The organism is Streptomyces sp. CB02058, from assembly GCF_001905505.1.
Classification (GTDB): Bacteria; Actinomycetota; Actinomycetes; order Streptomycetales; family Streptomycetaceae; genus Streptomyces.
In genome coordinates this window covers 344,883-365,326 of sequence record NZ_LIPG01000003.1, presented here as the reverse complement: position 1 = coordinate 365,326, position 20,444 = coordinate 344,883, and the positions used below count along the sequence as shown (strand labels likewise).

Here is a 20,444-nt window from a genome sequence, read left to right as displayed (position 1 = left end):
AAGGTCCCGCACGTCACGAAGTCCTTGGGACCGGTGGGGCAGTTCACATGATCAACGAAGGTTCACGGGACTCTGCCACGCGTCACAGGAAATGCACAAGAACACATGTCCGACATCAACTCATCGGCAACAATCACGACTCCGTCACAGCCGATTCACCCGAGGGTCACGGCTTCGCCACACTCGCGACACCGCCTGGATCGGCACGACACCGTGCGGTCGATCCCGCTCAGGGCTTGGCCGAGAAGGCGGATCAGCAACGCGTGTCGCGGGCGGGGCCACCCCGCACCGAAGCCCTGCGCGAGGGGGGATCTCGGGGCCCAAGTGGTGCCTGGCGATCCGCGTGGAGGCAAAAGTCGAGGGCGGTGTGCCGGGCGAACGTGGCACGGTGGCGGCATGACACCGCCGACCATCGATCAGACGTCCCCCCGTCGCGGCCAGGTGATCGTCCTGACCGGGCCGCCCGGGGCCGGCAAGAGCACCGTGGCGCGGCTGCTGGCCGATCGCCTGACGCCCGGCGTCCACCTGCACAGCGACGACTTCTGGCACTACATCAAACGGGGCCGGATCGCTCCCTACCTGCCCGAAGCGCACCAGCAGAACCAAGTGGTCCTGCGGGTGCTGGTCTCCGCGGCGTTCGGCTACGCCGAGGGCGGCTACCAGGTGATCTGCGACGGCATCGTCGGCCCCTGGTTCATCGACCTCTTCCGCGCCACGGCCGGGGAACAGGCCGTGCCGCTGAGCTACGTCGTCCTCCGGCCGAACCAGCGCACCACGCTGGAGCGTGCGGCCGGCCGCACCGGCGACGCCCTGACCGACCCCGACCCGATCCGCTCACTGCACAGCCAGTTCAGCGACCTGGGCGTCTACGAGTCCCACGTCCTGGACTCCACCGATCTGACCGCCGAGGCGACCGCCGACAGCGTCCTCCAAGGCGTCGCGAGGGGCCTCTACCTCCTCGGCCCCAGCGGCAGCGTCGCCGACGCCGGCCCCAGCGACGGCGTCACCGACGCGGACGACCCGATCCACGACTCCTGACACCGGCGCGTCGGGGACTCAGGAGCCGCCGCCGGACGAGGCGAACCCTCCCCCGCCGGGCCGCAAGCCGACCGGGAACAGCGTCCTCGCGCCCGCCCCCGACCGCCTGCCGGGCCGGACCGCCGCCATGCGGACGCACCGGTCGGCCGTGCGTTGAAGCGCTTCGAAAGAGCAGGGGAACACCGAGACTCTCACCCGGGTCCCGCCACGAGTCCAGCACCTCGTCGCGCACCCACGGCGGGGCGCTCAACTCCTGTTTCCAGAGGCTCCGTTGTGCCGCATATGTGCCTTGTCGAGGAACCGCTTTGGTGTTAGCTTCATCGATCGTTGAAGTCGAAGCGATTCGACAGAGCAGCCGAAATCCGCACCCCGACGCCGTCTCTCACCCCCCACCGCGGCAGCGGTTCTCGAGAACTGCGTTCCCCGCTCCCTTGCCGAACCGGGGCCGGACAGGGAACGGCGCGGCCCTGGAGTCGCACCGCCGGGGTGTGCGACAGAGAGGACCACGTGACCACCCTTGCCGACGGGCTCCGCTTATTGCGGACTCTCCGCTGTGCCAAGCGGTCCCACAGCTGGCTCCTGGCCGTGCTGATGGGGCTGAACAGCCTGCTCCCGGCGGCGACAGCCGTCATGCTGGCGGAACTGGTACGGCGCTTCGAGGCGGCGGGTACGACGCTGCCACCCCTGGCCACGGCCCTGGCCCCGCTGGCGGTGTTCGTCGCCGTCCTTCTGCTCGGGCACGTCATGGACACCGTTGTGGAGCCACTGGGCTACCTCGTCCAGGCCACCATCGACGGCGTGCACCGGGCGTCGATCAGCGAGCTGGTCTCGTCCACCCCGACGATCGAACAGCTGGAGACCCCGCAGGCGCGCACCCTGATCCGCGCGGCCAAGGCGGATCCGGACAACTGGACCGAACACACCCCGGGTGACGGCGCCGTGGCCCTCCTCCGCATCCTCACGGGCCTCCTCGGCGTCGCCGGATCCTGTGTGGTCCTCGCGGGGTACGCCTGGTGGCTCGTCCCCGCGGTGCTCGTGCCCGCGCTGATCAACTGGACGCTGCGGCAGGGACAGGCGCTGCGGTACGTCCGGACGTGGCGCTCCGGCACGGTGGAGGGCGCGAAGGCGCAGATGTGGCAGGACTCGGCGATCTCCCCGTCCGAGGGCAAGGACATCCGCGTCTTCGGACTGGGCGGGTGGTCGGTCGGGCAGATCCAGCGGCACAGCCTGGCCATGGAGAAGCCCATCTGGACGGCGATCGGGCGGATGCTGCGCGCCGAGTGGAGCCAGCTCCTGCTCGTCGGTATCCCGCTGTGCGCCGTGTACGCCCTGGTGGCGTACAGCGCGGTGCGCGGCGAGACGAGCATCGCGGTGGAGACGGCGGTACTCGTCACCGGCTGGACGGTGTTCCAGGCGCTCGGCTGGAGCGAGGAGCTCAGGAGCGCGACCGCTTCCGCCGAGTGCCTGCGCGCCACGCGGGAGCTGCGCGAGCTGCTCGCCCCGCAGGGAGCGGCGGTGGCGGCCCGCCCCGACGACCGGGAGGCGGGGGAACCGGAGGACCTCGATCGTCCACCGCTCATCCGGTTCGAGCAGGTCTCCTTCGCCTATCCGCACACGGAACGCCAGGTTCTGGACCGTCTGGACCTGGAGATTCGGCCGGGCGAACTGCTGGCCGTCGTCGGACTCAACGGAGCGGGCAAGTCGACCCTGATCAAACTGCTCTGCGGGCTCTACCTGCCGACGGGCGGGGCCGTCACCGCGGACGGGCGGGACATCACCACGTTCGCCCCGGGCGCCTGGCGCCGCCGGATCGCGGTGGCCTTCCAGGACTTCGTGCGCTATCCCCTGTCCGTCCACGACAACGTGGTCATCGGCAGGGCGGGCGGGCCCTCGGAGCGGGCGGACGCCGAGGCCGCCTCCCGGGAGGCGGGGCTGGAAGCGGTGCTGGACGGTCTGCCGGACGGCTGGGAGACCCCGCTGACCCGCGCCGCGAAGGGGGGTGTCGACCTCTCGGGCGGGCAGTGGCAGCAGGTCGTCCTGGCCCGCGTCCTCTACGCGGTGCGCCGGGGGGCGCGGGTCATGGTTCTCGACGAACCCACCGCCCATCTCGACGTACGGACGGAGTTCGACGTCTTCGCGCGGCTCAGCGAGCGCAGGTCTGGTGCGAGCGTCGTCCTGATCTCGCACCGGCTGTCCACCGTGCGGCAGGCCGACCGGATCGTCCTGTTGGAGGACGGCCGCATCACGGAGTCGGGGACGCACGACGAGCTCATGGCGGCCGACGGCCGGTACGCGGACATGTTCACGATCCAGGCCGCGCGCTTCAAGCGTGGCTTCGAGGACCGGCTGGAGGAGGACCCGTGCCTATGACCGACGTGGCCAGTGAGCAACCCATCCGCCGTCGGCGGTACTTCTCCCTCTGGTACGAGCTGCTGCGGCTGTCCTGGCGCCGTATGCCGCTGCTGACGTCCCTGCAGTTCGTCCTCCCCGCCCTGATGGTCGCCTCCGTCCTGGGCAACGCCCTGGCCCTGCGCGGCGCGGTGGACGCGACGCTGCGCGGAGAGGTCTGGCCCGCCGTGGCCTGCGCGGCCGGGGCGGGTCTCGCCGGCACCATGCTGATGGTGCTGGGGGCGCTCGACCTCAACACCGCCGGCATCCTCATCGGCAAGGTCGCGGTCCTCGATGTGAACCCCGGCATCTACAACGACATCGCGACGCTGGAGGGCCTGGAGCACCTGGAGCGCACGGACTACCTCGACCGGCTGACCGTGGTACGCAACTCCGCCTGGGAGATCGTGCTCAGCCTGTGGCAGGCGACCGGTGTTCTCTTCATCCTTGTCGAACTGGTCGTCACCCTCTTCCTGCTGGGCACGATCAACCCCTGGCTGCTGTTGCTGCTCCTGTGCGCGGCACTGCCGCTCTGGTTCGACCAGAAGGGCAGCAACGCCATCATCCGGGCGGAGACCGACGTGGCCGAGGCCTTCCGTCTCCAGCGCCGGCTCTTCGACCTCGGTACGGACGGAGCCGCGGGCAAGGAGATCCGCGTGGCGGGGGCGGGCTCCGAACTGGCCCGCAGGCAGGCCGCCGCGTGGGAGGCGGCCATGGCGGGCCGCTACCGGGCGCGACTGGTCGCCGCGGCCTGGAAGCTCGGCGGCTGGACCGTCTTCACGCTCGGCTTCGGCGGCGGGCTGGCCCTGATCGTCGTCCAGGTGCTGCGTGGGCACAGCTCGGCCGGAGACTTGGTGCTGGCGATCACCGTGGCGAGCAGCCTGCGCCAGTCGGTGTTCAACGGCGTCAACTACACGGCGAACGTCGCCCGGGCGGGACGGCTCATCGAGCCCTACCTGTGGATGCGCGACTACACCGCTGCCGCCCGGGCCGAGGCGAGCGGTACGGAACCCTCGCCGGAGGTCCTGCGCGAGGGAATCACCTTCGAGAACGTCACCTACCGGTACCCCGGCTCCCGGCGCCCCGCCCTGGACGACGTCAGTGTCCATCTGCCGGCGGGCTCGGTGGTCGCGCTGGTCGGCGAGTACGGATCGGGCAAGACGACCCTGGTCAAGCTCTTCTGCAAGTTCTACAAGCCCAGCAGCGGCAGGGTGCTCGTCGACGGCGTGGACCTCGCCACCCTGGACACGGAGGGCTGGCGAGCGCGGTCGAGTGCGGCGTTCCAGGACTTCGGCCGGTTCCGTACGACCTTCGGGCAGAGCGTCGGCCTGGGCGACCTGCCGCACGCCCGGGATGCCGGGAAGGTCGGCCGGGCCGTGGCGGCGGCCGACGCCGGGAAGCTGGTCGAGGCGCTCCCCGACGGACTGGAGACGGAGCTCAGCCGGGACTTCGGGGGCGTCGACCTGTCCGAGGGACAGTGGCAGAAGGTCGCCCTCGCCCGGGCGTCCATGCGCCCCGGTCCCCTGCTGCTGATGCTGGACGAACCCACGGCGTCGCTCGACGCCCCGAGCGAGCAGCAGATCTTCGAGCGCTACATCGCCCATGCCCGGGAGGTCGCCGAGCGGACGGGTGCCATCACGCTGATCGTCACCCACCGGTTCTCGACCGCCACCGGGGCCGACCTCATCCTCACCCTGGACAAGGGCCGGCTGATCGAGGCGGGCACGCATGACGAACTGGTCGGCATCGAGGGAGGCCGGTACGCCGATCTCTACGGCATCCAGGCCGATGCCTACTCCGCCTGACCGGCCGGCCCACCGCCCCCACGCGTGCCCGGTGCGACCGGCATGCGCGGGGGCGGCGGCCGTCGGAGCTGCCGCCGCCCCGCCGTGAAGGTCAGTGGCCCCCGTCCGGGCCGTCCTCGCCTTCGTGGTCCAGCTCCCCCAGCGGGCGCTCGCCGTTGGCGACCATGGCGCCCAGCAGGCTGCGGTAGTACCCGGGAAGGCGCTCGACCAGGCCGGGGTCGACGAGGTCGGCCGCGGCATCGAATTCGCACCGGAACCCGTCCTCGCTGTCCACGATGTTCAGTGCCAGCGGATTCCCGGTGTGGGTGAGCGGCAGCGAGTCGGCTTCCGAGACCGTGAGCCCTTCCATGGGGGGTACCACGACCTGGCGGTAGAACGACATCCCCGTCGTGAACAGCTTGCCGCGCAGTCCCTCCCCCTCCGGCGCGAGATCCGTGAGCAGATCCGCGAAGGGGTAGTCCTGGCGTTCGAGCCCGGTGACCAGTTGCATCAGCACGTCGCCCACGTAGTCCCCGACCAGGGTGTCCGCGGGCCGGCGGACGACCAGCGGCACCAGGTTCGAGCAGTACCCGACGGTCCGGTCCAGTTCCTGCGGGCGCCGGGCCGACGCGACCGGTACCAGGATGTCGTCCTGCCCCGTCAGCCGCTGCAACAGGGCACCCCAGGCCGCCACCAGATAGGCGAAGACCGTGACCCCCTCGTTGCGGGCGGCCTCGCGCATCTGCCCGCAGAACTCGGGGTCGAGGAGGACGCGGTGGCGTACCGCGCGGTAGGGGAAGGGGGCCGGCTGTCCCGACAACGGCAGTTCGGGCGCGGGAACACCCTTCAGGAGCGCATGCCAGAAGTCACGGTGCCTGGCTGCGGTGGGACCGGCGACGACCCGCTCGTGCCAGGCGAGATAGTCCCGGAACTGCACGGCCGGGGGCAGTTCGGGGCTCGTGCCGCGGCACCTGGCGTTGTACAGCGCGACGAGGTCGTCGAGCAGGACGCTGTAGGACCAGCCGTCCACGGCGGCGTGATGCACCGTCACCAACAGCAGGTGCCGCTCCGGGGCGGCCTCCACCACGGCGGCGCGGAACACCTCCCCGTCGACCGGGTCGAGCGGCTTCTCGGCCCAGCTCCGCAGGAAGCGGCCGAGGTCGTCCTCGTCCCCACAGGTGTGCTCGGTCAGGACGTCGCCCGGAGGTGCCTCCCGCACGGGACGGACGACCAGCGTGTCCCCGTCCGGGGCGAAGGTGGTCCTCAGGGTCTCGTGGCGGGCGACGAGGTCCTGCACGGCGGCGCGCAGCGCGGCGCGGTCGAGCGAGCCGTCCAGCCAGAACCCGAGGGACATCTCGAAGGCCGGCACGCCGCCCTGGTCGAGGGCCCGTAGCTGCCGCTGCGCGTGGGTGCTGCGGGGCGCCGCCTCCCGGGGCCGCGGAGCCACTGGTGCCGTACGGCTGCCGCCGAGCATGCCGTGCTCGCGCAATTCCTCGACCGACTCACGCACCGCGGTACGGATGTGGTCGAGATCGGCCTGCTCGTGCGCGGTGGAGAGGAAGAAGTTCCGCAACTCCCAGACGAACACGCCGCGGTCGAGCAGATTGAAATAGAACGGATCCATGTTCGCCTGGTGCTCGAACTTGAAGACCGAGGAGAACGTGTGGGCTTCGATGGGCACGTCGAGCTCGCGGAAGTCGGCGTTCAGCTGGTCGGTGAACAGCGCGGTTCTGCGGTCGAGGTTCCGTTGCAGATCGGGTCCCTGGGCACGGAGGTGGTCGAGGACCGCCTTGGCCGTCGCCATGGTGAGCGGATGCTGGTTGAACGTGCCGCCGAAGAAGGTGGATTCCACCCGCGGGCCGGTGTCGTCACCGAAGTTCCAGACGCCGCCGTCGATGGAGTCCATGACGCCGCCGCGTCCGGCGATCACGCCGATCGGCATGCCGCCTCCCACGATCTTGCCGTAGGTGGCGAGGTCGGCCTCGATGCCGTACAGCCCCTGAACGCCTGCCGGATGGCACCGGAAGCCGGTCACCATCTCGTCGAAGATGAGTTTCGTGCCGTGGGACCGTGTGATCTCCCGGACCGCGCGCAGGAAGTCGGGCCGCTGCACACCGGGGGTGCGCAGGGTCACCGGCTCGGTCAGAACCGCTGCGAGGTCCGCGCCGTGCTTGTTGATGAAGTCGAGTGCCTCGTCCGTGCCGAATTCGAGTACGTACACGTTCTCCACCGCGTGCGGGGAGATGCCGGGAGCGAGCGGACGGGTGCCGAATACACCGTTCTCGCGGGCCGGCACGGCGAGCACGCTGTCGAAGTGACCGTGGTACGCGGTGGAGAAGACCACGATCTTGTCGCGGCCGGTCGCTGCCCGGGCGAGCCGGACCGCGGTCATGACCGCTTCCGTGCCGCTGTTCAGGAAGGCCACGCGCTCCATGCCGGTGAGCTCGATGATCCCGGCGGCGACGTCCTCGACCAGCTGGGTGCGCGGTCCGAGACTGAAACCGACGTCCAGCCGCTCGCGCACGGCCGACATGACCGCCGGTGGATTGTGGCCGAGGAGGTGGACGCCGTATCCCAGGGTGAGGTCGACGTACTCGTTCCCGTCGATGTCCCACAGCCGTGAGCCCTGACCGCGCTCGGCGACGATCGGGTACAGCATCTCCTTGATCGAGGGGCGGAAGCCGACGGTGGACCGGCTGTCCGCGACCATCGTCCGGAACCGCTGGGCGAACTCCTTCGAGCCCTTGGTCCGGGCACCGACGCGGTCGGCGAGTTCCTTCAGATAGCGGGCGCGCTCCGCCGTCTCCACGGGGCTGATCACGCCGCTCCGGGCGCCGGGCGCGAGGGGCACCACCCCGCTCGCCGCAGCCGGCCGTGCCGGGGCGAGGGTCACCGGCGGCGGCCCGCCGGCTCCGGGCCCGATGGCCGCGCCGTCCGCGGGGACCGGCTCGCCGCCCGCCAGCAGCTGGAGCTGACGCTGCATGACCGCGAGCTGTTCCTTGATCAGCTCCTGCACGGCCGTCGAGGCGCCCGGCGGGGCGCCACCGCCCACCGGCACCCCGGCTGCCGGCGCCGCCGGGACCGTCGCCCGGCTGTCGGCCGGCCTCGGCAGGACCGGGGCCGGCGCCGGGACGGCTACGGCATCGGTGGCCGGGGCAGCGGCGGAGGGCGGTACGGCCTCTTCTCGCGGCAGCTTCTCCGCCGGTGCGTGCGCGAGGAGATATGCGGCCAGCTCGGGCACGGTCCGGACGTCGGTGAAGAGCTGCCGAAGCGGCACCTTGCAGCCGTAGCGGTCCTCCAGACGCTGTGCCATGCCGAGCAGCGACATCGAGTCCCCGAGGTCCGCGAACACGGCGTCGTGGTACAGCCGTTCAGGCTCGACGTCGAAGTAGTCACCGACGATTCCGGCGATTTCCTGGAGCAGGGGTTCCACGGCGCTCTCCTCGTGGTCGAACAGTCGGGTCGTCCCGGCATCCGGCTCAAGCGGACCCCCCGGGCTGCTGTGGACGGTCATGCGTTCTCGGCCCTTTCGTGGTCGCCGGCGTGGTGCGGGCGGTGACGGTCGGGGCGCACACGGCGAGGATCTCCCCGCCCGTCCGACGCCGTCCCGCCGATGTGTGACGCGGCGCGTGTGCGGCGGCTCCACGCGGCGCCACCGGCACGGCGGTCGACGCGCGTCACGGGACGGCACTCCGCGGGCCGCCACCGTGAACGACCGGGACGGGGCCCAGGCTTGCCGCCAGGTGCTCGATGGTCGGGTTCGCGAGGAGCTGGACGGCCGACAGCGGCACACCGAGCTCTTCCTCGATGCGCCGGGCGAGCCTGACCACGAGCATCTCGTCGCCGCCCATGTCGAAGATGCTCACGTCGTGACGGTCGATCTCCTTCCGGAGCACTTCGGACCAGAGTTTCGCCAGAGCGGCCTCGAGCCCGTTCCCGTCGAGCTGCTGCCTCGGGGAGGCGGGGGCGGGACGCACCGGGTCCGGGAGGGCCCGCTGCTCCTGGAGGCGGCGTTCCGGGTGGGTGAGGGACACCGAGAGCGGGGACGGCATGTCGGAGCGCAGGACGAGGCCGAGGACATCGGCGCGCTGCTCCGGTGACAGGGACTCGTCCCAGGTGACGGTGATCAGTCCGTCCACGCCCGACGCCTGGGCGTGGAGGAAGCCTTCGGCCGCCGAACGGCACAGGTCTGCTTCGCCCGGCACCGAGGTGAGTGAGCACATCGTGACGCCGAGATCGACGGGGGTGCCGCCGAAGATCTCGGCCAGCACCAGCGCCCCTCGGACCTGGGGGGCCAGGGCCTGCCGCCAGTGGGCCCGGTCGGTGCGGCCGGCCCGGCGGGGGGCCTGGCCGGGTGGTGCGTCGGCGCAGTGGAACCATCCGTCGATCCGGCCGAACCGCCGACGGGCGGTGGCGACCAGTTCCCGCATCGCTTCCGCGTCGGTGACGTCGGCGCATGCCGCCATGACGGTGCCGCCGAGACGTTCGAGGCCGCGGACGGCCTCGATGTCCCGGCTGACCGGGTGGGCCGTTCCGTACGTGGAGATCCATCGGTCGAACTCGGCGGCGGGCGGAAGCGGGGAGTCGCCGGTGAGGACCAGCGTGGCCCCGGCGGCACCGGCCAGGTGGCCGGCGACCGTCAGTCCCGTCTCTCCGAGACCGCCGGTGACGAGGTACACGCCGCCGGGCCGCAGCCGGCCGGCCGGGACCGACGGGCCGGGGGCGGCCACCACGGGGACGTACCGCTGCGTCCAACGGCGCCCGTTGCGGAGCGCGATCGGTGCCGTGGCCGGGGCGACGAGCTCCGCGAGGAGGGCTTCCGGTGCGAGGGCGCCACCGCCGATGTCGATGCTCCGGCAGCGGAGTCCGGCGAAGTCCTGGGAGACGAGGTGCAGTGCGGCGCCGGTCATCGCGGCGGCGGGCGCGAGGACTTCACCGCCGGTGATGTCGTGCACGTCACGGGCCACGACCGCGAGGTGTGCGCCTCCGCGGCCCGGACCGCCGCCGAGCTGCCCGGCGACGTCGAGGACGGAGAACAGCCCGAGGGCGCAGGCGTGATCCAGGCTGTCGCCGGCGAGGTGCCCCGGAGCGATGTCGAGGGACCACAGGTGCACGACCCGCTCAGGAGTCAGCCCGTCCGCGGCCAGCGCGTCGAACAGCTTCTGGTGGTCGCCGGAGTCCATGGGGTCGACGGTGAAGGACGTGGCCTCGGCTCGGGCGAAAGCACCGCCCTGACGGACGACCACCACCTCGGCGCCCTGTCCGCGCAAGGAGTCGGTCAGCGCGTCGCCGACCCCGCCGGAGTCCGCGAACAGCAGCCATGGGCCGATGGGCGGGGCGCTCCGGTTGTGCCCGTCCGTCGCTGGGCCGAGGCGCTGCCATGACGGTGTGTACAGCCACTCGGAGGGGTCCTGCCGACGGCTCTGCTCCTCCTGGACGGAGGCGGAGGGCGGTTCGATCCGGAGGAAGGTGCGCTCCAGCGGGTGCACGGGCAGCGGGACGCGGTTCGGATGCCCTCCGTACCAGGCGGACCAGTCCACCGGCACGCCGGCGGTCCACAGCCGTCCCGCGGCGGTCAGCAGCCGGTCCAAGGGGGGCAGGGCCTGTTCGCCGTCGAGGCCGCAGCCGGCCGGGAGCACCGGGGGGTTTCCTACGGCCAGCACGGCCGCGCCCTCCGCTGCCCGTCCGGTGAACGCCTCGGCCAGCCGGTCGCCCTCCCATATGTCCCGGGTCCAGTGCAGCGGGTCGAGCGCCCGGGACCGCGGCAGTTCGCCGCCCACGACGGCCGACAGGATGGGGATGTCCGGAACTCTCGGGCGTATCCCGGGGGCGTGCGCGGCCTTTCCCGCCCGCCAGGACAGCAAGGCCAGCGCGTCGGACGGTCCGAGGGCACCGGCGAAGCACGCTGCGAGGAGTTCGCCCACGCCGGCTCCCCCGACGGCCGCCGGGTGTACACCGGACTCCGTCCACAGCGTCGCGAGCACCCGGCTCGCGGTCAGCAGGGCCGCCGACGGGTCGTCCGCGCCCGGGACGGCGCCCCCGGTGGACCGCTCCTCGATGCGGGCGACCGCGGACAGCCGTGCCGACAGCACACCGAATTCCTCGGCCGAGACGTCGCCGAACAGGAACGACACGGCCGGGGCGGTCTCCGCCACCCGTCCGCCGGTGCTCCTGCCGTCGGTGAGCGCACGCAGTCCGGCGGCGGCGCCGGCGCGGTCCGCAGCGGTGACGGCGTAACGGTGCGAGGAGCCGCGCCTGCCCTGCCGCAGCGTGAAGGCCGCGTCCAGGAGGTCGGGCGCGTCCGGCTCCTCCAGTGCGTCGGCCAGCCGACGGGCCAGCTCGCGCAGCGCCGCGTCGCTGTGGGCGCTCACGGCGAGTGTCTGCGGGCCGCCGGTCCTCGCCGGCCGGCCGGAGGGGGGTGGAGCCTCTTCGAGGACGACATGCGCGTTCGTGCCACCGATGCCGAACGAACTCACCCCGGCCCGGCGGGGGGTCTCCCCCTCCGGCCAGGCGATGGGCAGGGTGTTGATGTGGAAGGGGCTGCCCGCCAGGTCGATCTGAGGGTTGGGCCGGGTGAATCCCGGGTGTCCGGGGATCTCCCGGTGCCACAGCGCCAGTACCGCCTTGATGAAACCGGCGACCCCCGCCGCGGCGGCGACGTGCCCGATGTTCGCCTTGACCGAACCCAGGGCGCACCGCCCCGGGCGTGCGCCTCCGTCGGTGAAGGCCTCGCTCAGCGCGGCGAACTCGATGGGGTCGCCCAGAGCCGTGGCGGTGCCGTGGGCCTCGACGTACGTGATGGTGCCGGCGTCCACCTCGGCCACCGCCTGCGCCTCAGCGATCACGGCCCGTTGCCCGCCGATGCTGGGGGCGGTGTATCCGATCTTGTCGGAGCCGTCGTTGTTGATCGCCGACCCCTTCACCACCGCGAGGATCCGGTCGCCGTCCTCGATCGCCTCGGCCAGCCGCTTCAGAGCGACGAGGCCCACCCCGTCACCGAAGGTCGTCCCCGCTCCCTCGGCATCGAACGGGCGGCACCGCCCGTCCGGGGAGAGGATCATTCCTTCGCTGAAGACGTAGCCCGGATAGTCGTTGGCGATGACCGACACTCCGCCGGCCAGGGCGATGTCGCATTCGCCCGCGAGAAGGCTCTGCATGGCCATGTGCACCGCGACCAAGGACGTGGAACAGGCGGTCTGCACATTGACGCTCGGTCCGTTGAGGCCCAGTTTGTACGAGATCCTGGTGGTCAGGTAGTCCTTGTCGTTGGCGATCATGAGCTCGGTTCCGTCGTAGCCCAGGGGGTCGCAGGAACGCGCCACGGCGTTCGTCAGATACGTGTTCATCGACGCACCCGCGAACACACCAATGCCTGGAGCGTCCGCTTCTCCGGAGTAGCCGATGGTTTCGAGCAGCTCCCACGCGACCTCGAGCAGGATGCGCTGCTGCGGATCGAGCAGCTTCGCCTCGCGCCTGGTGAAGCCGAAGAACTCGTGGTCGAAGTCGAACGCGTCCGGCAGGGACGCGGCCCGCCCCACGTAGCCGGGATCGCGCAGCACGTGCTCCGGCACCCCGGCTGCCACGAGTTCGGCGTCCGTGAACGTGGTCAGCATGTCGTCCCCGGCACGCAGCCGCTGCCAGAACCGGTCCACACTCCCCGCGCCGGGGAACCGGCCGCACATGCCGATCACGGCGACATCGTTCGGCCGGGCCGTCGCGGCGGCCGTGCTCCCGTCAGTCATCGTTGCCCCTGTCGGTGTCCGGCTGACGGCGTTCCCGTGCGCGCAGGCGTGCGCTGCGGGCGGTTCCGCCCGCCATCTGTGCCCGTCTGCTCGACGCCCGGCTCCGGTCGGGGGCCGGGCCGGCGTCGTCGGCGGTCCGGCCGATCCGTCGGGCCAGACTGGCCACGGTCGGGTGACGGAACAGCTCGTTGATCTTCAGCGGGGTGCCCGCGCTCTCGTCGGCCAGCATCTCGTGCACCTGCACCAGCAGCATGGAGTTGCCACCGAGGTCGAAGAAGTTGTCGTCCCGCCCGATGCCCTCGCGCCCGAGCGCCTGCCGCCATACGGCCGTGATCCGCTGCTCGATGCCCCGCAGGGCGGTGCCGCTCGGAGGGGCCGCGCCGGCGGGCTCACGGACCTCGGGCGTGCGCCGAGGGGTGCCGGGGGTGACGTCGTGCGCCATCGGCAGGTCCGCCACACCGCGGCCGGGGTCCGCGAGCGCGGCCCGGAGCAGTGCCGAAAAGTTCTCGGCCACCTGACGAGCCGCCCGGGCCGAGAAGACGGACGTACGGTACTTGAGCAGCCCGACGAGCCGGTCGCCGTCGTGCACGACCTCCAGGACGAGTTCGAGCTGGTCGTCCTGCTGGTCCAGCCGGAACGGCACCGCGGTCAGCCCCGCCCAGCCGACGGGCGCCGCGCCGTCGTCGGCGACGTAGAGACCGGCCAGTGCCGGATAGCGGCTGGGCTTCTGGTAGCTGAACATCGCCTGGAAGACCGGGTTGCGGTCGTCCACCCGGCGCGGTGCCAGCTCGCCGACCAGCAACTCGAAGGGATAGTCCTGGTGTTCGAGCGCGTCGATGACACGACGGCGCGTGCGGTCCAGCTGCTCCCGGAACGCCACCGCGTCGCTCAGATCGGCACGCAGCACGACGGGATTGACGAAGTTGCCGACGCACTCCGCCATCGCCGGAGCGGTCCGGCCGGCGAAGGGAGAGCCCACCAGGACGTCGTGCCGTCCGGTGTAGCGGCCGACGAGGACCTGGAAGACGGTCAGCAGGACTCCGTACGGGGTGGCGCCTTCCTTCCTGGCCAGCGCGAACACACCGTCGGCGAGCTCCGGGGCGATGGGGAACACGATCGATCCGCCCCCCACGGTGTCCGGGCCGGGCTCGCAGGGGGGCCAGTCGACCGGTTCGAGCGGGCCGGAGAGCTGAGCGTGCCAATAGGCACGTGCTCTGTCGCCCTTCTCCCCCTGGATCAGCTCCTGTTGAAGGGCGACGAAATCGCTGTACGGGACATTGCCGCCGGACAGCCGGGACGGCCTGCGTTCCGTCTCCGCCAGGTAGAGCTCCTCCAGCTCCGCCACCATGACACCGAGCGACCAGAAGTCGCACACCACATGGTGCACGGCCAGCAGCACCACGGCCTCTCCCGGCGACACCGAGTACGTCCGCACCCGGACCGGTGGTCCGGCCGACAGGTCGAACGGGGCGAGATGGGCGTGGCGTACCGCGTCCTCGATCTGCCGCTGGTCCCACTCCCGGGCGTCCAGTTCGGCGACATCGGGTTCGAGCCACCCGTGCACGGTCTGGCCGTCGGTGCCGCTGAAGGTGGTGCGCAGGGCCGCGTGCCGCCCGACCAGCGACGCGACCGCGCCGGCGAACGCGGCCGGGTCGAATCCCCCGGTGAAGCGGGCGGTGAACCCGACGTTGTAGGAGGCGCTGTCCGGATTCATGCGGTGCAGCAGCACGAGCGGGCGCTGGGCGTACGAGAGGGGATGTCCGGTCCGCGCCTGGCCGGCGCGCGACCGGAGGGTCGCCTCCAGCCTCTTCCGTATGTCCCAGGTGTGGATGTCGTCGGTCATGAGGGTCCGTCCTGATCGGCCAGCCAGGGCAGCAGTGCCTGTATCTGGTCCTCGGTCAGCGAGTCGAGGTTGGCCAGGAGGCGTTCCGCCTCCTCCGGTGAGAAGGGCTCCACGGCGGCCGGCTCCACCGTGGCCACGGCCGTTCGGGCCGGGGCGTCGAGCATCAGGCGTTCCGCCAGCTCGTCGACGAGCAGGCGCAGGGCCTTGCCCTGGAGGAGGCCGGTGAGCGGCAGGTCTACGTCCAGGTCGCGGAAGATCTGGCCGCGTACTTCCACGGCCACCAGTGAGTCGAGCCCGGCCTCGTGGAGCAGGAGGTCCTCGTCGACGGCGGCCTCGGCCATGCCGAGCCGGGTGGCCAGCATGGAGCACAGATAGGCGAGCACCAGCTCCCGGCGGCGTTCCGGGGTGGCGCCGGGCCAGTCCCGCCGCAGCCGTCTGCCGGCCTCCGCCCCGTCCCCGGCCCCGGCGGGCGTCCCGACCATGACGACGGCTCGCCCCGTGGGGAACCGGTCCAGGTAGCGGGACCAGTCCACGGAGAAGACACCGTAGTGCCCACCCGGGCCGGCCAGGAGCCGGTCGAGTGCGGCGAATGCCGGATCGGCTTCCAGCGGGGTGAACCCGCCGTCCACGAGCCGGTTCTGCAGGCGCTCGCTCAGTCGCGCCGCCATTCCCGCCTCCCACGGACCCCAGCCGACACTGAGCGCGGGAAGTCCGGACCCGCGCCGGTGGTGGGCGAGTCCGTCGAGGAAGGCGTTGGCAGCCGCGTAGTGGGCCTGCCCGGGTGCCCCCAGCAGCGCGGCCGTGGAGGAGAAGAGGATGAACTGTTCGAGGCCGAGGTCTTGAGTGGCGCGGTGCAGATGCAGGCCGCCGGCGACCTTCGGGTCCAGGACGGCCCCGAAGCGGTCCCAGCTCAGCTGCGACAGCACGGCGTCGTCGAGCACACCGGCCGCGTGGACGACCCCCCTGAGGCCGCCCGGCTCCCGGTGCACCCGCTCGACGAGCTGACGGACCGCCGCCTCGTCCGTGACGTCCAGGGCGGCCAGCGTGACCTTCGCCCCCGCCCGTTCCAGCGCGCGGATCCGTTCGTCGGTCCGTGCCTTTGGGGCATGCCGCGATGCGAGCACGAGGTGACGCACCCCGTGCCCGGCCAGCCACGCCGCGGTGCGCAGACCGAGCGCTCCGGTCCCCCCGGTGATCAGGTAGCACCCGTCGGTGCCGAGCCGGGCGGGGCGTGCCGGCAGCGCGGACGCGCGGTGCAGCGCGGGCCGGTGGAGCCGTCCGTCGCGGATCGCGGCTTCGGCTCCGGTCCATCGGGGCGGGAGACCCGGCGTGACGGTGGGGTCGCACGGGTCCACGTCGAGCAGGCGCAGGTTCAGCCGGGGTGCTTCCATCGCGGCGCTCCGGCCGAGGCCCCACAGCATCGCCCCGTAGGGGTCTTCGACCTCCCCGGGCCCGTGCACGGCCACCGCTCCGCGGGTCAGCAGTACGACGGCCCCGGGCGTCCAGTCCACGCGCCCGGCGGCCTGCACGAGCGCGGGCACGCTGCCGCACGCGGTCCGGGTGCTCTGCGCGTCCAGGCCGAGGCAGTGCAGTACGCTCGCCGGCCCGGTCTCGGTGAACAGGTGCGCCAGGTGGTCCGCGTCGGCGGGATCCAGCACGTACCGGTGGTCGTCGAGACGGGTGAAGGCCGCGCCCACCTCCGCGATCACGCACCGGCTGCCGCTCGCCTCCAGTGCGGTGACCGCCGGTCGCCAGTGCCCCTGACGGTCGGCGAGCACGATCCACGTCCCGGTGGTGGGCGATGTGTCACCGGCCGCCTCGGCGACCTCCCACTCGTCCGCGTAGATCTCGGCCTCGGGCGGGCGGAAGGAGACCGCTCTGAGCTGGAGGCCGAACAGGTCGAGCAGCGGGTTGCCCGCGTGGTCGGTCAGGGAGACGTCGGCCAGTGCGCCGGAGGCGTCGGCCTCGCGGTGCCGGATGCGCGCGACTCCCGAATCCACGGTGGTACGAGGCGGGTGGAACACGGCCCGCTCGATCCGGAACGGCAGCAGTACGCCGTCCTCGGGGGCGGCACGGACGATCCGTGCCGCGATGGCCAGCTGGACGCAGGAGTCGAGCAGGGCCATGGTGCGCTCCCGGGGCGAGTCCGCCGCGAGTCCGAGATCGCCGGAGCTGTCCTCACCGTCCAGCCGCAGCTCCTCGATCCACCGGAACGCGGGGCCGAACCGGAAGCCCGCCGCCTCGAACATCGGATAGAGGTCGGCCGGGGAGACCGGCCTGCCCGCACGGTGGGCGGACGCGTCCACCGGCTCTGCGACGGCGTCGGTCCGCTGGATCCGTCCCTCCGCGTGCACGTGCCAGGACTCGTCGGCCAGTGGGTCGTCCGCGTTCGCCAGACTGAGCGACTGCGCGACGAACCTCTGGTCCCCGGCGGGGGTGAGCACGAGCTGGAGCCGGTGACGCGCCTCGTCGATCTCCAGCGCGCGCGGGAAGACGAGGTCCTCGACCACCGCGGCGGAGCCGGCGGCCACGGCCTCCACCAGACAGGCCGTGTGGTAGGCACCGGGCACGACGAGGCGGCCGGAGATCTCGTGATCGGCGAGCGCACGCGGAGCGCTCGGGGCCACGGTGGTCTCGTAACGCCGCTGTGCGGACTGCGGCAGCGCGAGCCGGCTCAGCCCGGGCAGGTCTCCGGCCGGTTCCGTGGACGGCTGCGCGCCGGAAGGCGCCGGTGCGGTCCAGTGCCGGGAACGCGCGAAGGGATGGAGCGGAGCGGAGACCCTGCCCGCGTGCAACGGTGCGTAGTACTGCTCCCAGTCGACCGGCACTCCCGCCCTGTCCAGGCGCGCCAGATGGGCGAGCACCGTGACGGGGTCCGGGGTCCTGGTCCCGAGCCCGGGCAGCCAGACGGCCTCGCCCCCGGACTGTGCACGGCCGGCGGTGGTGAGCGTCCGGCCCGGCCCGATTTCGAGGAGGACCGTGCATCCCCCGCCGAGGAGTTCGCGGATGCCGTCCGTGTACCTGACCGGTGAGGTGAGCTGGCGTCCCCAGTACTCCGCGCCGATCTCCGCACGGCCCGCCCAGGTGCCGGTGAGGTTCAGTGCCATCGGCACGGCGGGCTGACGGTGGGTGATCCGGCTCGCGGCCCGGACGAGTGCGGGGACAGCCGGAGCGACCAGCGGCGAGTGGAAGGCGTGCGTCGTCTCCAGGCGTACGGTGACCCAGCGCCGTCGCCGGAACTCGCCCTCCAGCGCGTCCATCTCGGTGTCCGCCCCGGAGACCGTGAACCGTTGCGGCGCGTTGTACGCGGCGATGGCCGCCGAACCACCCGTCGCCCCGACCAGCCGTTCCAGCTCGGCCCCGTCGGGGCAGTTGACGGCCAGCATCCGGCCGCTGCCAGGAACGGCCGCGAAGGAACGGCCGCGCGCGCAGACCAGCTCCAGTCCCTCCTCGACGCCGAACACGCCGGCCACGCAGGCGGCCGCGTACTCGCCGAGGCTGTGACCGACCACGGCGTCCGGCCGCACCCCGCACGCGGCCCAGAACTCCGCCAGCGTGACCTGGAGCAGGAAGACCGCCGGCTGGAGCAGTTCCGCCCGCGCCTGCGCCGCGGGGTCGGCGAACACGTCCAGAGGACCGACTCCGGTGAGGCGGCGGAAGGTTTCCGCGTGCCGGTCCAGTGCGGCGCGGAACAGTGGATGCTCACGGTGGAGCTCGACGGCCATACCGGCGTACTCGGAGCTCTGACCGGGGAAGAGGAACCCGACCCTCGGCCTGGCCCGCGCGGCTTCCCCCTCGTCCGCTGCCCCGGTCCCCTCCCTCAGCCACGTCTCGAACCGCTCGGCCGCGGCGCTCCCGGTGTCGGCGACGACACTGAGCCGGTGTCGCATCGCGCGGCGACCGGCCTGGCTGGTGAAGGCCAGGTCCCGCAGGGACGCGTCCGGCTCGCGCAGGCGGCTCGCCCACCGCTCCGCCAGTTCGCGCAACGCGTCCGCGCTCCTGGCACTGATCGTGACGAGCTCGTGCCCCGGACGCCGGCCGGTCCGCGTGGGTTGCGGTGCCTGTTCCAGCACGGCGAAGGCATTGGTGCCCCCGATGCCGAGGGAGTTGACGGCGGCCCGGCGGGGGGAGCCGGACAGGGGCAGCGGCTCCGTATTGACGAACAGGCCCGTGCCGTCCAGCTTCAGCCGAGGACTCGGCGCCGTGAAGTACGGGCTGGGCGGGATCTGCCCCCGGTGCAGGGACAGAGCGGCCTTGATCAGACCCGCTATGCCCGACGCCGCCTCCATGTGCCCGATCAACGCCTTCACCGACCCGATGGCGCAGGGATCGGCCTGCCCGAAGAGTTGCCTGAGCGCGCCGATCTCGGTGGGATCACCGAGCGGTACCCCGGTTCCGTGCGCCTCGATGTAGCCGATCGTGGCGGGATCGACCCCGGACACCTGGAGCGCACGGCGCATCGCGGTCAGCTGGCCGGGCAGGCTCGCGGCGCCGTAACTCGACTTGCCGCCACCGTCGTTGTTGACGGCCGTTCCGAGGATGGTGGCGTAGACGGTGTCACCGTCGCGCAGCGCGTCGGCCAGGGGTCTGAGGACGACGGCGCCGACACCACTGCCGAAGATCGTTCCCTGCGCCCCGACGTCGAAGGGGCGGCACCGGCCGTCCGGCGACAGGATGCCGCCCGGGCGGTGCCAGTACCCGGCGGCCCGGGGAAGCCTGATGTTCACGCCGCCGGCCAGTGCCGCGTCGCACTCGCCGCGCAGCAGGCTCTGGACGGCCAGGTGCACCGCGACCAGCGAGGTGGAGCAGGCCGTCTGCACCGTCAGGCTGGGCCCGGTCAGATTGAGCTTGTACGACACCCGGGTGGCGAGGAAGTCCTTGTCGGTCCCGAGCTGTTCGAGGGAGGCGGTGGGATCCTCCAGCGGCCCGGCGCTCCGCAGGACCTCGGGAAGGTAACTGGTGAGGACACCGCCGCTGCCGGCGAAGACACCGACCGACGTCCCGGTCCCGGCCGAGGTGCGCAGACCCGCGTGCTCGAGAGCATGCCAGCAGGTCTCCAGGAAGATCCGCTGCTGAGGGTCCATGACGGCGGCCTCGCGGCCTGAGATGTCGAAGAAGGCCGCGTCGAAGAGGTCGACGTCGTCCATCGAGGCGGTCGCCTTCACGTACGCGGGGTTCTTCAGCCACTCCGGGTTCACACCGCCGCGGAGCAACTCCTCGTCGCCGAGGTCGCGAATCGTCTCGCGTCCGGCCAGGACGACGTCCCAGAACCGGTCCACGTCGCTGGCTCCGGGGAAACGGGCGGCCATGCCCACGATGGCGATCGGCTGCCCGTCCGGTCCGCTCGGCGTCATGACGGCTCGCCGGCACCGAGGCGGGGCAGGACGACGGGGTCGTACGCCTCGAGCAGGTCACCGACCGTGCGCACACCGGTGATGGGCACGGTGTCGGAGAACGGGTCGGTGTCCAGCTCCATCTCCAGTACGGCGACGAGCCGCGCGAGGTGCAGGGATTCGAGACCGAGCTGATCGACGAGGAGCTGGTCCTCGTCCAGGTGCTCGACCGGGCCGGCCACCTCGTTCACGATCTCGAGCAGTGCGGCCTTGACCGTGTCCCGCTTGTTCATCGAAATCACACTCCGTTCGTGTT

8 protein-coding genes are annotated in these 20,444 nt (G+C 72.0%); 3 read left to right on the top strand and 5 right to left on the bottom strand.

Annotated features, from left to right (window positions below):
• Positions 1–396 precede the first annotated feature (396 nt).
• The 3 genes from AMK10_RS15245 (at position 397) to AMK10_RS15235 (ending at position 5,231) form a co-directional block, all read left to right on the top strand.
• A complete protein-coding gene (locus tag AMK10_RS15245) occupies positions 397–1,038 on the top strand; it encodes an AAA family ATPase (protein WP_073748320.1) in 642 nt (213 codons plus the stop codon).
• A 537-nt stretch (positions 1,039–1,575) separates the two neighbouring features.
• Complete coding sequence (locus AMK10_RS15240; protein ID WP_107428430.1) at positions 1,576–3,408, top strand: ABC transporter ATP-binding protein; 1,833 nt, start codon at positions 1,576–1,578, stop codon at positions 3,406–3,408.
• Positions 3,405–5,231: an ATP-binding cassette domain-containing protein gene (locus AMK10_RS15235; RefSeq protein WP_073748318.1), complete on the top strand. Its 1,827-nt coding sequence runs from the start codon at positions 3,405–3,407 to the stop codon at positions 5,229–5,231. Before AMK10_RS15240 ends, AMK10_RS15235 begins: the two co-directional genes overlap by 4 nt.
• 91 nt (positions 5,232–5,322) lie before the next feature.
• Here the strand turns inward: AMK10_RS15235 and AMK10_RS15230 are convergent, their stop codons facing one another.
• From AMK10_RS15230 to AMK10_RS15205, 5 genes are all read right to left on the bottom strand, one after another.
• Entirely contained in the window at positions 5,323–8,643 is a 3,321-nt protein-coding gene (locus AMK10_RS15230) for an aminotransferase class III-fold pyridoxal phosphate-dependent enzyme (protein ID WP_241839550.1), read from the bottom strand.
• Between the two features lie 244 nt (positions 8,644–8,887).
• Positions 8,888–12,952: an SDR family oxidoreductase gene (locus AMK10_RS15225; RefSeq protein ID WP_073748317.1), complete on the bottom strand. Its 4,065-nt coding sequence runs from the start codon at positions 12,950–12,952 to the stop codon at positions 8,888–8,890.
• Positions 12,945–14,795, bottom strand: coding sequence for a condensation domain-containing protein (locus AMK10_RS15215; protein WP_158070873.1), 1,851 nt, complete (start codon positions 14,793–14,795; stop codon positions 12,945–12,947). The genes AMK10_RS15225 and AMK10_RS15215 overlap by 8 nt, the downstream gene beginning before the upstream one ends.
• On the bottom strand, positions 14,792–20,149 hold the full coding sequence (locus AMK10_RS15210; RefSeq protein ID WP_073748316.1) for a type I polyketide synthase: 5,358 nt from the start codon (positions 20,147–20,149) through the stop codon (positions 14,792–14,794). Before AMK10_RS15210 ends, AMK10_RS15215 begins: the two co-directional genes overlap by 4 nt.
• Positions 20,146–20,421 carry an acyl carrier protein gene (locus AMK10_RS15205; RefSeq protein WP_073748315.1) on the bottom strand — a complete coding sequence of 92 codons (276 nt, stop codon included), beginning with the start codon at positions 20,419–20,421 and terminating at the stop codon, positions 20,146–20,148. Before AMK10_RS15205 ends, AMK10_RS15210 begins: the two co-directional genes overlap by 4 nt.
• Positions 20,422–20,444 lie beyond the last annotated feature (23 nt).

What these genes read in the sequence shown, in the direction of transcription:
- AMK10_RS15215 (WP_158070873.1), bottom strand. Translation starts at nt 14,795, where the DNA reads ATGACCGACGACATCCACACCTGGGACATACGGAAGAGGCTGGAGGCG.
- AMK10_RS15235 (WP_073748318.1), top strand. Translation starts at nt 3,405, where the DNA reads ATGACCGACGTGGCCAGTGAGCAACCCATCCGCCGTCGGCGGTACTTC.
- AMK10_RS15245 (WP_073748320.1), top strand. Translation starts at nt 397, where the DNA reads ATGACACCGCCGACCATCGATCAGACGTCCCCCCGTCGCGGCCAGGTG.
- AMK10_RS15210 (WP_073748316.1), bottom strand. Translation starts at nt 20,149, where the DNA reads ATGACGCCGAGCGGACCGGACGGGCAGCCGATCGCCATCGTGGGCATG.
- AMK10_RS15205 (WP_073748315.1), bottom strand. Translation starts at nt 20,421, where the DNA reads ATGAACAAGCGGGACACGGTCAAGGCCGCACTGCTCGAGATCGTGAAC.
- AMK10_RS15225 (WP_073748317.1), bottom strand. Translation starts at nt 12,952, where the DNA reads ATGACTGACGGGAGCACGGCCGCCGCGACGGCCCGGCCGAACGATGTC.